Source organism: Chryseobacterium elymi, assembly GCF_003385495.1.
GTDB classification, from domain to species: domain Bacteria; phylum Bacteroidota; class Bacteroidia; order Flavobacteriales; family Weeksellaceae; genus Chryseobacterium; species Chryseobacterium elymi.
This window is the reverse complement of the sequence record NZ_QNUH01000012.1, coordinates 28,755-44,895: the sequence shown is the minus strand read 5'-3', so window position 1 is coordinate 44,895 and position 16,141 is coordinate 28,755. Positions and strand designations below refer to the sequence as shown.

Below are 16,141 nucleotides of genomic sequence, written 5' to 3'. Positions count from 1 at the left end.
GTTGCTGGTTTTTTGCCATTCTTCAAATTTACTAAAATCCTTCGTCTGGTGTCTGAAACCTAATATCTGCCATCTACACGCCACCCTTCACCCCTTGCTTGCGAAGCAAAATTTACAATCTTAATAACCTTTAAATCCAAAAACTCAATAGTCTGACGTACCAAAATCTGATATCTGATGTCTAAAATCCTGACTCTAGGCTCTTTATTCCTCCCCTATCTTCACAATAGATATTATCATATTTTCAAATGTTTATAATTTCGTAAATTTGCCGCATGGTAAAAATAGGCAATATAGAACTGCCGGAATTTCCGCTTTTGCTGGCTCCGATGGAAGATGTAAGTGATCCTCCGTTCAGACGCCTGTGCAAGATGCACGGGGCAGATCTGATGTATTCAGAATTTATTTCTTCTGAAGGCTTGATTCGTGATGCAATGAAGAGCCGTAAGAAGCTGGATATTTTCGATTATGAAAGACCGGTTGGTATTCAGATCTTTGGTGGAGATGAAGAGGCGATGGCGATGTCTGCAAGGATTGTAGAGACGGTAAACCCAGATCTGGTAGACATTAATTTCGGATGTCCTGTAAAGAAAGTAGTCTGTAAAGGAGCGGGAGCAGGAGTTCTTAAGGATATTGACCTTATGGTACGTCTTACCAAAGCAGTGGTAAACTCTACTCATCTGCCGGTAACAGTTAAAACCCGTCTGGGATGGGACAGTACCAGCATTAATATAGATGAAGTAGCAGAACGTTTACAGGAGACAGGTATCAAAGCTTTAACGATACATGCCAGAACGCGTGCACAGATGTATAAGGGCGAAGCGGACTGGGAACATATTTCCAGGATAAAACAAAATCCAAATATTGAGATTCCTATTTTCGGAAACGGCGATATTGATTCTCCGGAAAAAGCTCTTGAATACAAACAAAAATATGCATGCGACGGAATTATGATTGGCCGTGCAGCGATTGGATATCCATGGATTTTTAATGAGATTAAACATTTTTTCAAAACCGGAGAGCATCTTCCGGAACCTGTTATTGCAGACCGTTTACTTGCTGTCCGTCAACACGCGGAATGGAGTGCGGAATGGAAAGGTGAAAAGTTAGGTCTTATTGAAATGAGACAGCATTACAGCAATTATTTCCGTGGTGTTCCTCATTTCAAAGAATTCAGAAAAAAATTCCTTGAGGTATTTACTTTAGAAGAAATGAATGCTTTGATTAAAGAAACGCAACAGTTCTACGAAGAATATCAGGCACAGGTATAAAAATTAAAAAACCATCAGATGTGATGGTTTTTTTATGTATTAATATCCTCCTGATGAAGATTCGTTTTTTATTAAATTCAAAGCTGAAGAAGTTCCGATTCTTTTCACGCCCATACTGATCATTTTTTCAGCATCTTCGGGGGTTCTTACTCCTCCGGCTGCTTTTACGGGAAGTTTCCCAGCATTGTCAAGCATGATTTTTATGCCTTCAAAGGTTGCTCCGTTCGGTTTTCCGCCTTCTGTCTGGTAAAAACCTGTAGAAGATTTCACAAAAATGTTCGAAAGATCATTTTCAGAGAAGTTTTCTGTCGACCAGTCTGAGATATTTTTAGTAATATCTGCGATCTGAGCATCCGTCAGCGCCGCAATTTCAATGATCCATTTTGCGACCTTCTGATTCTGCAGAACAAGTTCCGTACATTTTACAAACTCATCTTTTACCAGGGCAAGATCTCCTTTAAGATAAGCATTATAATTAATAACAAAATCGAGTTCATCTGCTCCGTCTGCAATTGCTTTTGACGCTTCAGCAAGCTTCTCATCAACAGGATAGGTCCCTTCATGAAAACCTATCACAGTTCCCACCGCAACATTTGAATGTCTTTCCTGAATATACTTTTTGATCTCGGCTACATAATCCGGGCGGATCATTACGGCAAAAATACCATGATCTATGGCTTCCTGCGCAAGCTCTTTATCTATCTGTAATGTTTCTTCGCTTGAAATACCTGATTGTTCGGGTGTTTTCAAATAGGTTGAATCCAAATATTGGGCAATCTTCATAATCTTTATACTTTCAGTTGTCTGTAAATACCTTGTTCCAAAGATATGAAAGTTTCTGTTCTTGTCACCCCTTTCAGCTTCTGAAGTTTGTTTAGAATCTGCATAAGATGATCATTGTCTTTACAAAGAACCTTTAAAAATATGGTATAATTTCCTGTTGTATAATGGGCTTCTACTACCTCATTCACTTCTTTCAGAGATTTTACAACCTCCGGGTAATGACTGGGCTGGTCCAGAAACATTCCGATATACGAAATTACCTTATATCCAATTTTTTTAGGATTAAGGAACGAAATGGAGTTTTCAATAACTCCCGCATGCTCGAGTTTTTTAATTCTTTGGTGTACTGCTGTTGTGGAAATTCCAACATTTTTTGAAATGTGGGCTAAGGAAGTTTTAGCATTATCCATCAGCATGTAAATGATTTCTTTGTCAATCGAGTCTAAATGATAACTTGTGTTACTTGAATTTTTCATTTTCTACTTATTATTTATGTTTTTGTTTCTTCAAATTTTACAAAAACCGGAAAGTGGTCGCTATATCCGCCCAAATACCGTGTACCGGCATAGGTTCGGAAGGGGCGTCCTTCAAAATTTTTCACCTGGCTGCTTATTTTTTCAGAATTAAAAATATGGGCACTCTGAAAGTTCAAAGCATCATTTTCAAAAAGGGATTTTGAAATGATAATCTGATCATACAACAGTCCAGACTTATAATGAAAAGTAGAATAATTTCTTGTATTAAACAATTCTTGAAAAGGGTTTACCAGGACCTTCTTATGCTTGTTGTCGTAGAGAATTTTTACTAAATTTTCATCATCAGGGTTTTCGTTAAAATCACCACACAATATTACATGTTCATTTTCGCTACCTGCAATTTTCAGAAGCCGGTTATGGATTTCATTAAGAATAAAGTCTCTTTTGGGCTTATTAATATCTTTTTCTCGCTTAGAGGGAAGATGGGCGATAAAAACATTAATAACAGTTTCTTTATACTTAATTTTAGAAAACAGCACGTCTCTGGTTGTGTCGTAATTTTCTGTGTTTTTTTTATTTATAATTTCAAAGAAGAAGGTAATAGTTTCTGAGTCTATGATCTCTACTTTGTCTTTATGATATAACATGGCTACATCTACCTTCCTTTCATCCATAGAATTGTAATGTACAATTCCATATTCTGAATTAAAAGGTTCCATTTCCACCAGATCTTCTAACACTTTCCTTCCGGAAACCTCAGAAAGCCCGATTAAAAATGGGAGGACACCATTTTCCTCCTTCATTAATTGAAAAACATGTGAAATTTTAAAAAGCTTATTCCTATATCTTCTTTCATCCCAACCTTTCAAGCCTGATTTTGTAGGATCTAATCTGTGAAGAGGTTTCGGATCAGGTAAAAATAAATTTTCAACATTATAAAAAGAGAACATCTCCATCTGCAAAATTTGCTATCTTAAAATTATCAATTCTTTTTCGTTGTAAATTTATTATTTTTTTTCAAATTTCATTAATTTATTTATAATATTTTCATCTTAATATTATGCAAGCAATACAAAACATTTAACAAAAATTATCAATAAAAACGCTTTTATAAAGTCAAATTATTAATCATTTAAAATTATCATCACAAAAAATAAAATCAAAATAATATATAGCTATCTAATTAATAGGAAAAAAATTATAATTATTATGAAATATGATAGATATTTTTCATTAATTCCCACCTTATACCAACTATTATTCCATTTTAACAGCAGAATTTCAAAAACATGAAGAAAAATTTTTTTTTTCCATGTTTTTATGTTATTTTTTTTAGAGCAAGTCAGGACGTTTTTCCTGTGTGATCCTTACAGCTTCTTCATGACGCCATTCTTCTATCCGGGCAAAATTTCCACTTAATAATACCTTCGGCACTTCCAGTCCTTTATAAACCTCCGGTCTTGTATAAATAGGTGGTGAAAGAAGATCATCCTGGAAACTGTCCGTAAGTGCACTTTGTTCATCATTCAAAACTCCCGGAAGCAGTCTGATAATGGAATCAGCAAGAACACATGCTGCCAGCTCACCTCCTGTAAGTACATAATCACCAATTGAAATTTCCTTGGTAATGTGAAGATCACGAACCCTCTGATCGATGCCTTTGTAGTGACCGCAAAGGAAGATCAGGTTATTTTTAATTGAAAGAGTGTTTGCAATTTTTTGGTTTAATGTGATACCATCCGGTGTCAGATAAATTACTTCATCATATTCTCTCTGGGATTTAAGTTCAGAAATACATTTATCCAGCGGCTCTATCATCATTACCATTCCAGCCCCTCCTCCGTAAGGTTCATCGTCAATCTGTCTGTGCTTGTTAATGGCCCAGTCTCTCAGGTGATGGAAATGAACTTCCACTAAACCTTTATCCATTGCTCTCCTTAAAATAGAAGTCTGAAACGGACTTTCCATTAATTCGGGAAGTACGCTTATTATATCAATTCTCATTGTAATGTATCGTTTTTCTTATTAGGTGAAATAATTAATCTTAAAGAAGAATCTTTATTAAAATAGCTCCACATCCAGTTAAAAAAGACCGCAAGTTTGTTTCTTACGCTCAGGATTAGCATGAGATGAAGGAACATCCAGAAATACCAGGCCAGGAATCCCTGGAACTTCATAAACGGAAGATCCACTACAGCCCTGTGTTTTCCAATGGTTGCCAGCGAGCCTTGGTCCTTATATTCATATTCTACCCAATCACTTTCGTTCTTCTTCAGAAAATTTTTACCTAAATTTTTCGCTTGATTAATGGCTACGTTTGCGACCTGTGGATGTCCCTTCGGATACTTAGGAGTTTCCATGTAGGCAATATCTCCAACTGCGTAAATATTGTTGTAACCTTTTATTTTATTAAACCGATCTACTATATATCTGTTTTTTACTAATTTTTCTTCCGGAAATCCGCCCACCACATTTCCTGTAACACCCGCTGCCCAGATCACATTATTGGAAGGGATATCTTTTCCGCTTTTTGTATATACCTTATTACCGTCGTAATCCGTAACGACTTCCCCGCTTAGAAATGTAACACCGAGATCCTTAAGGTATTTTTCAGATTTTTCCTGTGCTTCACTGCTCATTACGGCAAGTGGTTTTTCTGTGGAACTTACCAGAATGATCTTAAGCTGATCGAAATTCATGTATGGATAATCTCTGGGAAGAATTTCTTTTTTCATCTCTGCAAAAGCTCCTGCCAGCTCTACACCGGTAGGTCCGCTTCCGACAATAACGATATTCCAGTTGCCGTCATCACTCCTGCTTTTTTCAAGGATAAGTTTTTCAAAGGTCATCAGTACATGATTCCTGATGCTTATCGCTTCCTGGGTATTTTTCATCCCGAAAGCCCTTGCTTCCATATCTTTGTTTCCAAAAAAATTGGTTTTACATCCTGTAGCGATGATCAGTCTATCATAGGTAAACTCGGCTTCATCTGTGATCACTTTATTGTTGGCAGGATCAATCTCTTTCACTTCCGTAAGGCGAAACTGTGTATTTCTGGATTGCTGAAAAATCTTCCGGAAAGGGAAAGAAATATTGGATGGTTCTATCCTCCCGCATGCAACCTGATAAAAAAGCGGCTGAAACATATGATGATTCACCCGGTCCAGAACAATTACTTTTTTGTTTCTGTTATTCAGTGTTTTAGCAAGCTGTAGCCCCGCAAAGCCCCCTCCTATAATGATGATCTTTTCGCGTGTTTCCATAATACACAAATTTACTGATTTTATTTAGCATTTAGTAGTGAAATAAGTTAGTTTTGCAAAACTTTATGACACCTAAAAAGTACACCAAAAAGACGGCCAAAAAAGTACATAAGAACCGTCGGAAGAATTATTTTTTCCGACGAAAAGTGATATTGGCTGTTTTAATTCTGGCTTTAATAGGAACAGGATTTTACCTGAAGCAGTCTGTCAGCTATTATTATGCACTGTACTTCAATAAATTCAGACATAAAAAACTGCACAACAGTGAAGTGGAATCAGCAAGGATTCAGAAGATCCTTACCGCTAACCTCGACAAAACATATGGTTTTGATGTTTCTCATTATCAGAACAGGGAAGATATCAAATGGGACAGCCTGAGCATTGGAAACAAAACAATTCCGCTGGAATTTGTAGTCATGCGTGCCACGATGGGAAACCGAAATGCCGATAAACATTTTGACGAGTTTTGGGTAAAAGCCCAAAAGCATCATCTGATTCGGGGAGCCTACCATTTTTACAGGGCTGATGAGGACCCTGTGATCCAGGCAAATAATTTTTTAGCTAATGTAAAACTGGAAAGCGGCGACCTTCCACCTATTCTAGATATTGAAAAGATCCCGAAAAGAAAAACGAATAAAAAACTGATAGAAGATCTGAAAGTATGGTGCAAGATCATAGAGGAAACTTATGGTGAAAAACCAATCATCTATACTTATTATCATTACTATAAAGACTTCCTGAAGGGAGAATTTGATGATTATCCTCTCTGGCTCGCAAATTATAATGACGTGCCTTCTCCCACTCCCGATGGTCATTGGGATTTTTGGCAGTTTACAGAAAATGGCATCGTTCACGGCATCAATACCAAAGTAGATCTTGATGTCTACAACGGAAGCACCTGGTCATTGAAAAGGCTCACGCTGGATTAATAGGGAGGGAAGATGGGAGTTAGAAGTTGGATGTTCTTAAACCCGAAAGAACGGCTTCTCCCGGGTTTAAGCAATTTTGAAATCAATTTTATAAGTTTAAGAAATGGCTGAAAAAGGTCAATTGTCTGCGATATCTCCCAACTTCCATTTCATGCTAAGATTATTTTTCAAGAAATTTTATAATATCCGCATTCAGCTCATCAGCATTTTCGAAAGGAATCATGTGGGTTGCATTTTTATAGATCTTAAGTTCAGCATGTGGGATCTGTTTGGCTATCATTTCAGTATGATCCTGTTTGATCACATCTTTATCACCTGCAATCACCAGAACCGGGCTTTGTATTTTGGCCATCTCTTTTTTGCTGATATGAGGCTCATTCAGCATAATTTCTACCAGTCTACGTTCGTTGAATTTTCCAGGCTTATTCTCTATATCAAGCACCAGAAGCTGGTTTCTCATATGGGAAATAAGTCTATCATCGACACCTTCAGGAAAAGCATTCGCTCCGATGGCAACTAATTTGTTAAGGTTTTCCGGATATTTTAAAGCAAACTCCAATCCTGTAATTCCACCGTCGCTCCATCCGGCAATATTAATTTTATGCAATCCCAGCTTGTCTGCAAGCATTTTTACATCTTCCGCAAATTGAGTATAGGTAAAATCTCTTTCGGAAGTATCAATACTTTTGCCCTGGCCCCTGGTATCTACAGCAATTACTTTAAACTGTCTGGAAAGAACCGGAATCTGCTGGTAAAAATCCTGGATGCTTCCTGAATTCCCATGAAGAAGAAAAAGCGGTTCGCCTTCACCGTAAACTTCGTAATAAAGCTTTGTATCTTTTAATTGAAGATAGTTGCCCGAAGATTCATTTTTTCCGTACACAGAGTTCTTAGATTCCATGTTATATTGTGAAACGTCAGGAATCAGCCCTTCAAGATCATCTCCTGAGGCCGCTGTTTCATCTTTGATATTCTTTGCGCTTTTATCCACTTTTACATCGATATGAATAGCTGGCGCTGCCAGAGTCATTTTCTGCCAGTCCCCATAAAACTTTCTAAGAAACCCTGTCCTGAACAGTGCGGCACTGATATTGACCTTTCCGTCAAATTCTTTTAAAAATTGAATTCCGATAAAGAATTTCCCATGCACCCAGATATTATGATCATTGACGTCCAGTGTATAAGTTCCGTCTTTGATCATATCTTCCGTAAGTTCCACTGTGATTTCTTCATCCAGTATATTTTGATCAGGAAAACCATTTTTTTCGGTATAAAGACTGTATCTCATCAGCACCGGTTTATCTGAAGTATAACTGGCAATGTTCAGGTTGATATTCTTGATCTTGGATCTTCTGCTGGCGTTAAATTCCAATGCGGTTTCACCCAGAAAATCTTCTTTTTTAAGCTTGGGATTCACGGAATACAGAACACTTTTTGTCTTCGTATTGACGCCCCAGTTTTTATCAACCAGCTTTTTAGCTTTAATGTTGACTTCTTTTATATTTTTAACTTTTTCTTGTAAAAATACCTGCTGTTGATTATGCTTCCTGAAATTCTGAACGGTTTCAGCATAGGATTCATAGCCGGGAACCTCTATTTTTAGTTTCCTTGAAGGATCAAACCCGGAAAGATCAATAGAAAAATTTCCCTTCTCATCGGAAACAGTACCAGCATTCTCTTTTTCTACCCCGATTTTCACGTAAGGAACAGGTTGCTTTTCATTTTTAGAAATTACAGTTCCAGAAATCACCTGTGCATTAAAAGAACAAGCTGCTAAAAGGAAGAATAAAGTATTGAGTTTTTTCATAGTATAAGTTTGATGCAAAAGTCTTTATTTCTTCCGTTCTATACTCATAACAGCTTATTAAATTTGATTTGTTTTTAGTTAAACTTATTTTAAAATATCACCAGTCTGTGATAGAAAATGTGAAAATTACTTAAAAGGTTTCCTCTGGACCCATTCAGCTTTTGGATTAAGTGACAAAAATATTTTTCCCATAAACTGGTTTAAGAGGCTATTATTATGCTTGATCAATCCGAAAATTTCTACAGGTTCTGCTCCGATAGTTGATTTTATCTCCAAAGCTGTTCTCCCAAAAATTATTCTCTTAAATCTATTGCTAATTGCAAATTCTACCATATCTAAAAGCATGTTGAGATACAGCTGCCTTTCTTTTTGAATTTCTTTATCATAGCCTAAAAAATAGGTGTCAATATCTTGATTATTGAGGATTAAAGTATAGAATCCAATCAGCTTTTGATCTAAATAATAGCCAAATACTTTAAAATTTTCATTGATATTTTTCTTCATGCATTCAAAATGATTTTCAGCAAGAAAAAAGGTATTGAACGGGGCATTTTCAGCTACATTTTGATAGAGAATGTTCATTTCATCCTGATGCTTCTGTATATCATTCAAATTCAATTCAAGTTTTTCTATATTTTCAAATTTCTTTCGGGCAGAACGGGCTCTTGTTCTGTATTTTTTAGAAAAATCATTTAAATAATCCTCATAAACAGTCCAGCTATCTTTTAATGTCAACATCATATTGGGCTGAACTGAAAATCTGAAATAGGATTGATGGTTTTTACCCTGGAAATAGTTAACGAAATTGAAATGATAATCTTTATAAATGATCAAAGACGTTTTTCTGATCTCCTTCTGCATCTTCTGAACTGCTCTGTTCAAAAGTGAAATAACCTGTTCAAAAGTAATTTTGGCAGTATCAAAATAAAATCCGTTCTGGCCTGTCAACATATTGTTTCCCAAGATCATTACATCTTTACTGAACTTTCGGGCAAAGAAATTCCTGATACTGCACCAAACTTCATTTTTTTGAAAGGTCGCATGATTCTGGAAATTTAAATATTGAAATAAAGCACCGCCTATCAAATTATCATTATAAAAGAAAGCGGCATAATAACATTCCATATTGTCAGGCCTGGAAGATTCCAAAACATGAAAATATTCTTTGGAAAGCATGATATTCCGGTTTCCGATTACAGCATTCCACTGTAAAGGTAAATGCGAAACGCTAGTGTATATTTTTATATTATATGACATAAAAAAGGCCACAAATGTAGCCTTATCATTTAGATCGTTAAAATTTTATTTTTGTGTAACCCAATTAAAGCCGTCCACTAAATACCAGCCACAGACAATTCCGCCCATAATTGTGATTGTTATCGTCCAGTATGCAGTATTGATGAAGGTATATTTCCATGATTTCCTTTCAAACATTGCATTAATTGCAGTGATTGGAAATACAAAGAATATTCCGGCTATAAAACAGTGTAAAGCACCGTGTCCAAAAGAACGGTAGGCTGTTCCGTAATCTTTCATGAAAGCAAAAAATGAAGGTTTAGCATTCATCTCGTCTCCACCAATCATTCCTAAAGCTCCGAGTTGATGTATTGTAATCATTTGCAGAAAAAAAGCGATTAAAAAAGACAGGATGAATGCAAATACAAATACAAATCCCATATTTGCACCTTTCATTTTCTCTTCCGTTAATCCTACTTCCTGCATCCAAACATTTCCGAAAACTTTTGGATGATACCAGATAAATCCCATAATAAGTGGAACCAGTGCGGCTACAGCAATAGCCAATAAGTTAATTTGCATCATAATATTGTATTTTATTTGTTATATCAAATCTACATCAAAATACAACATAAAATATGCTTTACATAAACTATATTTCATTTTAACTTTAAATTAAAAATGAAATAGAATAAATTCCATTAAAAACCCAATACAATTTTTACATTTTCATAATAATATGAAAAATGATTTCGTTTTAAAGTTTCTTATTAATGTTATTAGTAAGTTTTAAGTCTTTACATTTTCGTATTTTTGCCGCACAATTGAATTTTTAAAAATCAAACCATTAAATTCCAATGAATTACGTTTCTGTAGAAAATCTTACTAAATCTTATGGCGTTAAAGTTTTGTTCGAAAATATCTCTTTTCATGTAAATGAAGGAGACAAAATAGCCATTGTTGCCAAAAACGGAAGCGGAAAATCTACTCTTCTTAAAATATTAATGGGTAAAGAAATTGCAGACAGCGGAACTGTAAATATTAATAAAGATATCCAGGTGGTTTTATTTGACCAGGAGATTGAATTTGATTCTGATCTGACCATTGACGAGTTTATGATGACCCTGGACTCTGCGCCTATTCAGGCCTTGAAAAATTATCATCAGTCACTTCTTTCTACAGATTATGATTTCATTGAAAAGGCTTTGGCTGAAATGGAAATCCATAAAGCATGGGATCTTGAGAATGATATGAAACAAATTCTTTCTCAGCTGAAAATCACTGATCTGGAAGCTAAAATGGGAAACCTTTCCGGGGGACAGATCAAACGTGTTGCTCTGGCCAAATTATTGACTGAAACAAGAGCTGAGCACCGTCATACTCTCCTGATCATGGATGAGCCTACCAACCACCTTGATGTAGAAATGGTAGAATGGTTGGAAAGCTACCTGAGCAAAGCAAAAATAACATTAATACTGGTAACTCACGACAGGTATTTCCTGGATGCGGTTTGCGGAATTATATGGGAAATGGAGGATAAAAATTTGTATTTCCATAATGGTTCCTATGCGACTTATCTTGAAAATAAAATGATTCGCGAAGATAATATGAATTCCACCATTGACAAAGCCAATAATCTTTACCGGAAAGAACTGGAGTGGATGCGCAGACAACCTAAAGCACGAACTACAAAATCCAAATCAAGAATTGATGATTTCTATGAAACTGAAAAGGTAGCGAAAACTGATACCAGAAAAGAATCTCTGGAACTCGATTTTGAAATGAAAAGGCTTGGAAATAAAATTCTGGAGCTTAAAGATATTTCTAAAAGCTATGGTGATAAATTATTATTAAAGGATTTCAGCTATCAGTTTCAAAGAGGCGAAAAAGTAGGCATTGTAGGAAAAAATGGAGCCGGAAAATCTACATTACTGAATATTATCCAGGGACTTGAACCCAAAGATTCGGGAGAAATTGAAACGGGAGAAACCATTAAATTCGGATATTTTTCACAAAAAGGACTGAAGTATAAAGAAGATGAAAGAGTTATTGATTTTATCAAGGAAATTTCTGAAAATTTTCCTTTAGCCAACGGAAGAACAATCTCTGCATCACAGTTTTTGAGATTATTCTTATTTGATGACCAGACCCAGTATTCGCCAATTTCGAAACTTTCAGGAGGGGAAAAAAGGAGACTGCATTTAATGTATATCCTGTATCAGAATCCTAACTTTCTGATATTTGATGAGCCCACCAATGATCTGGACCTTCCGACTTTAACCGTGCTGGAAAACTTTCTACTGAACTTTCAGGGCAGCTTAATTATTGTATCTCACGACAGGTATTTCATGGACAGAATTGTTGACCATATTTTGGCTTTTGAGGGGGAAGGAAGAATCAGAGATTTTACCGGAAACTTTTCAGAATACAGGGAAGTCAAAAGCCGCGAGGATGCACTGGAAAAAAATGCAGGATCCAAACCGGAACCTGTAAAAGAAATTGTTGCAGTACCGGAGGTTCAGCAACCTGCTTCTCAAAAAAGAAAAATGTCTTTTAAGGAACAAAGGGAACTGGAAACGATAGAAAAAGTAATGCCTGAGCTTGAACAGCAGCGTGCTAAGATCATCGATCAGTTAAATAACGAAACAGACTATGAAAAGGTGTCCAAACTTTCTGCCGAATTAGAGGTGATTTCTGAAAAGCTTGAAGAGTATGAGATGAGATGGCTGGAGCTTCAGGAAATATAATAAGTAAGAGGGGTTTAGTGTTAGGAAGTTCCAAATATCAACTACTTTTACACTCAAACCCTCCCACTCTCAAACTCCTCTACCCTATAAGTATACTATTTTCCCTTCTTTTGAGCTTTCCAGGGAGGCATCTATAATTTTCATATTCTGTACAACTTCTCTTCCCTGGGAGGGCAAAGCATATCCGAAAACAATATATTCATAAATCTGCTGGTAATAATCCATATAGTTTCCGGGTTCGCTGGCAGTCAGCATTCTTTCGGGTTCTGAGTTTTCATTGATGAAATTTAAAATTCCGTCTGTCCCTTTTAAAGGCTCGGTCCATTCTTTGCCATAAACCGGTATAGCCCCTGCAACCAGTTCATTTTCCTGATTATCGGTTCTTTCCTGCAGGAAGCTTCCTTTTTCTCCGTGAATAGCGTAGGCGTAATGAGCTTCTTTGGTAAACACGGATGATTTCAGTCTTACTCTTAAATTGTCTTTGTAATAGAGCAGAATTTCAAAATAATCATTAGCATATTCCTGCCCTTTCATAGAAAATACATCGGCAAAAAGCTTTTCAGGATATCCAAAATACTGGACGGCCTGATCTACAAGATGGGCACCAAGATCATGCAGTGAACCTGAACCAGTCTGCTGCGGATCTTCTTTATGCTGTTTTCCGCTGGGTGTGGTACGGAACCTATCGAAACGGATTTCGGCTTCTTTGATATTTCCTAACTTTCCGTCATTCAATATTTTATGAACCTGAAGAAAATCGCGGTCAAATCTTCTGTTTTGATAAACACTTAGAAACAGACCTTTTTCTTCTGCCAGATTCACAAGATCTTCTGCTTCTGAAACACTAACGGTAAAAGGTTTTTCAACAATTATATTTTTCCCTGCCTCCAACGCCATCTTTGCATATTCATAATGGGTCTGTACAGGAGTATTAATGATTACCAACTCTATATCTGCATTCTGAAGCATCTCTTCTACGGAACGGTAAATGGTAGCTTCCGGGTATTTTTCTTTTGACTCTTCTTTACTTCTTTCTACTACGGCAGCCATAAAAAATCCGGGATGTTCTTTCAAAAACGGAGCATGAAATATTTTCCCGCTCATTCCAAAGGCACAAAGGCCTGCTTTTATCAATTGCATACTATAAATTTTTAACAAATATATTCAATAATCCTTAGTTTAACAGGTTACAGAAGCAATCGATATTTTTACAGCATTCATAAAGTATGATTTAAATCATTTTATTATTTTTATCAATTCTAAATTAATATTTGGAAAATTCTTATTTTTGCCGCTATTTAAAACTAGTCTACATAAAAATAAAATGAACAAACAACTTGCATCTTTAGGATTTTTATTGGCAGCCCTGTCTTTAGGCGCACAAATGAAAAATACTGAAACAGATACTATCAGAACCCAAACCATTGAAGACATTAATCTTCATAAAACGGGTAATCCAAACCAGGCAAGACCCCTATCTACAAAATCTGCCCTTACGGTAATGGAAACCCCTCAGCCAATCTCCATTGTAACTCACGAAATTATTGAGCAACAACAGGCTAAACAATTGAGCGATGTTCTTCAAAATGTAAACGGTATGTACGTTACATCATCCAGAGGAAATTCTCAGGACAGTTTTGGAGGACGTGGATTTATTTTGGGAAATGATAATATTTTTAAAAACGGTGCAAGAGTTAACAGTGGTGTTTTTCCTGAAGTAAGCGGCCTGGAAAGAGTTGAAGTACTTAAAGGAGCCAATGCGATGCTGTACGGAAATACAGCTGCAGGAGGAATCATTAATATGATCACTAAAAAGCCTAAATTTAATTTTGGCGGAAGTGTAGGACTGAACGGCGGAAGCTGGAACTCCTATAAGCCAACAGTTGATATTTATGGGCCTTTATCTAAAAACATTGCATTCAGAGTTAATGGTGCTTATGAGTATGCTGAAAGTTTCAGAGATGTTGTAGAATCTGAGAAGTACTACTTCAATCCTTCATTTTTATTCAACTTAAGCCCGAAATCTCAATTAATTGTAGAAGCGGATTATCTTAAGAATAATTTCACCCCCGATTTTGGAATTGGTTCTATTACCAATGCTGACAAAAGCTACTCTATGAATAATCTGCTGCCAAGAAATGCTTTTCTGGGAACAGACTGGCAGTATCAGAATGTAGAGCAATTATCAACCAACATTACGTTCAATCATCAGTTCAGCGAAAGATGGTCATTGAATGCCACCGCTTCTTATCAAAATTACACTAAGGATTATTTTTCCACAGAAAGGATACAGTGGGAATATACAACCGGTAATCGATTAGCATGGAAAAGACCTTTAAACAGAACTTACAACGAGCAAAATTACACATCATTCCAGGCTAACATCAATGGTGAGTTCAACACAGGAAAAATTAATCATAAAGTTTTAATAGGAGCAGATGCTGATTATGGTATTGCTGATTCCTATACTTATTATGACCCCACTATTGCAGATCCTAAAAAGGCATTATATGGGACTGCTTATTTGTTCGGCACAAACGGAAACCCTAACGGCCTAGTTTATTTGGACGATCCATCTACATGGGCAAGTGGTGGTATGCCTACTGCGGAACATATAGCCAAATTTGAGCGTACAAGAATTCCTACGCAGAGAATAGGAGTATATGCTCAGGATTTCATCAGTATTTCAAAACAACTTAAGGTACTTGCTGGCTTAAGATGGTCCTATGTAGAAAACAAAAGCACAAGAAAAGTAAATTTTAAGGATAACACTACCCCTTATGTTCCGTTTTCAAGCTCTTCCAATATGGCTATATCGCCAAAAGCAGGTATTATATATATGCCAAATGATAATTTATCAGTATTCGCAACCTACACTAACTCATTCTCCAATAATGTTGGTTTAGATAGACAAGATCAAGCTCTTAGACCTACTTATATTGACCAATATGAAGTAGGAGCAAAGAAAAATTTGTTTAATAATGCTCTCGCCGTTAATCTTACTGTTTACCAGATTTTATATAAAAATTATTATCAGGTTGCTTTAAATGATGCAGGATTACAGATAGACCCTAACGGCCTTTTAAAAGATTTCGCAGGAAAAATGAGAAGCCGCGGTGTAGAACTGGATATCACAGGAAATCCTACAGAAAATTTATCAATTATTGGAGGATTCTCTTATAATAATTCTGTTTATCTGGATACCCCGGATACTTTCGGATATGTTGAAAAACAAAGATTAGTAAGAACTCCCGCTACCACAGCCAATGCATCGGTATTCTATAAATTTACACGTTTTGCCAAGGGATTAAAAATAGGCGCTGGAGCTTACTATATTGGTGATCGCCTTGCAGGATGGAATGATACCAAGACCGGAAGTAATAGTTTAGCTGCCAGAAATGGGGTAAGCAGAGTATTTGAATTAAAGGATTATACTACTGTATCTGTATCCTTAGGCTACGAATGGAAGAAATTCTCTATCCAGGGAAAAGTGGGCAACCTGTTCGATGTAGTGAATTACAATGTACATGAAAATTATTCTGTAAATCCTATCACGCCAAGAAACTATTATTTTACGCTTACCTACAAACTTTAGAATTATTATATAATTTCATCATTCAAAGTGGAAA

The 16,141-nt window shown here is 36.2% G+C and carries 13 protein-coding genes; 4 read left to right on the top strand and 9 right to left on the bottom strand.

Going from position 1 to position 16,141, the window contains the following annotated elements:
- The first annotated feature begins 275 nt into the window (after positions 1-275).
- Complete coding sequence (dusB, locus tag DRF60_RS14360) at positions 276-1,271, top strand: tRNA dihydrouridine synthase DusB (RefSeq protein ID WP_116012710.1); 996 nt, start codon at positions 276-278, stop codon at positions 1,269-1,271.
- 39 nt (positions 1,272-1,310) lie between these two features.
- On the opposite strand, the gene deoC is transcribed toward dusB, so the two are convergent.
- The 5 genes from deoC to DRF60_RS14335 form a co-directional block, all read right to left on the bottom strand.
- The gene (gene deoC, locus DRF60_RS14355) at positions 1,311-2,054 is read right to left on the bottom strand and encodes a deoxyribose-phosphate aldolase (RefSeq protein WP_185144594.1); all 744 of its coding nucleotides are present in this window, start codon (positions 2,052-2,054) and stop codon (positions 1,311-1,313) included.
- A 5-nt stretch (positions 2,055-2,059) separates the two neighbouring features.
- Positions 2,060-2,530: an Lrp/AsnC ligand binding domain-containing protein gene (locus DRF60_RS14350; protein ID WP_116012708.1), complete on the bottom strand. Its 471-nt coding sequence runs from the start codon at positions 2,528-2,530 to the stop codon at positions 2,060-2,062.
- A gap of 14 nt (positions 2,531-2,544) precedes the next feature.
- Positions 2,545-3,486, bottom strand: coding sequence for an endonuclease/exonuclease/phosphatase family protein (locus tag DRF60_RS14345; RefSeq protein WP_116012707.1), 942 nt, complete (start codon positions 3,484-3,486; stop codon positions 2,545-2,547).
- 376 nt (positions 3,487-3,862) lie between these two features.
- Positions 3,863-4,534: a tRNA (guanosine(37)-N1)-methyltransferase TrmD gene (gene trmD, locus DRF60_RS14340; RefSeq protein ID WP_116012706.1), complete on the bottom strand. Its 672-nt coding sequence runs from the start codon at positions 4,532-4,534 to the stop codon at positions 3,863-3,865.
- Positions 4,531-5,793 carry an NAD(P)/FAD-dependent oxidoreductase gene (locus DRF60_RS14335; protein ID WP_116012705.1) on the bottom strand — a complete coding sequence of 421 codons (1,263 nt, stop codon included), beginning with the start codon at positions 5,791-5,793 and terminating at the stop codon, positions 4,531-4,533. Before DRF60_RS14335 ends, trmD begins: the two co-directional genes overlap by 4 nt.
- A gap of 65 nt (positions 5,794-5,858) precedes the next feature.
- On the opposite strand from DRF60_RS14335, the gene DRF60_RS14330 reads away from it, so the two are divergent.
- On the top strand, positions 5,859-6,722 hold the full coding sequence (locus DRF60_RS14330; protein ID WP_116012704.1) for a glycoside hydrolase family 25 protein: 864 nt from the start codon (positions 5,859-5,861) through the stop codon (positions 6,720-6,722).
- A gap of 160 nt (positions 6,723-6,882) precedes the next feature.
- On the opposite strand, the gene DRF60_RS14325 is transcribed toward DRF60_RS14330, so the two are convergent.
- The 3 genes from DRF60_RS14325 to DRF60_RS14315 form a co-directional block, all read right to left on the bottom strand.
- Complete coding sequence (locus tag DRF60_RS14325; protein ID WP_116012703.1) at positions 6,883-8,529, bottom strand: alpha/beta fold hydrolase; 1,647 nt, start codon at positions 8,527-8,529, stop codon at positions 6,883-6,885.
- Between the two features lie 126 nt (positions 8,530-8,655).
- Positions 8,656-9,786 (bottom strand): GNAT family N-acetyltransferase, encoded by a 1,131-nt coding sequence (locus DRF60_RS14320; RefSeq protein WP_116012702.1) that lies wholly within the window; start codon positions 9,784-9,786, stop codon positions 8,656-8,658.
- 45 nt (positions 9,787-9,831) lie between these two features.
- Positions 9,832-10,350, bottom strand: coding sequence for a DUF1761 domain-containing protein (locus DRF60_RS14315; RefSeq protein WP_317125829.1), 519 nt, complete (start codon positions 10,348-10,350; stop codon positions 9,832-9,834).
- Between the two features lie 272 nt (positions 10,351-10,622).
- Between DRF60_RS14315 and DRF60_RS14310 the strand changes: the two genes are divergently transcribed.
- Entirely contained in the window at positions 10,623-12,512 is a 1,890-nt protein-coding gene (locus DRF60_RS14310; protein WP_116012701.1) for an ABC-F family ATP-binding cassette domain-containing protein, read from the top strand.
- Between the two features lie 84 nt (positions 12,513-12,596).
- Here the strand turns inward: DRF60_RS14310 and DRF60_RS14305 are convergent, their stop codons facing one another.
- A complete protein-coding gene (locus DRF60_RS14305) occupies positions 12,597-13,652 on the bottom strand; it encodes a Gfo/Idh/MocA family oxidoreductase (protein ID WP_116012700.1) in 1,056 nt (351 codons plus the stop codon).
- 184 nt (positions 13,653-13,836) lie between these two features.
- Here DRF60_RS14305 and DRF60_RS14300 point away from each other — a divergent pair, with 184 nt between their 5' ends.
- The gene (locus DRF60_RS14300; protein WP_116012699.1) at positions 13,837-16,107 is read left to right on the top strand and encodes a TonB-dependent siderophore receptor; all 2,271 of its coding nucleotides are present in this window, start codon (positions 13,837-13,839) and stop codon (positions 16,105-16,107) included.
- Positions 16,108-16,141: the final 34 nt, after the last annotated feature.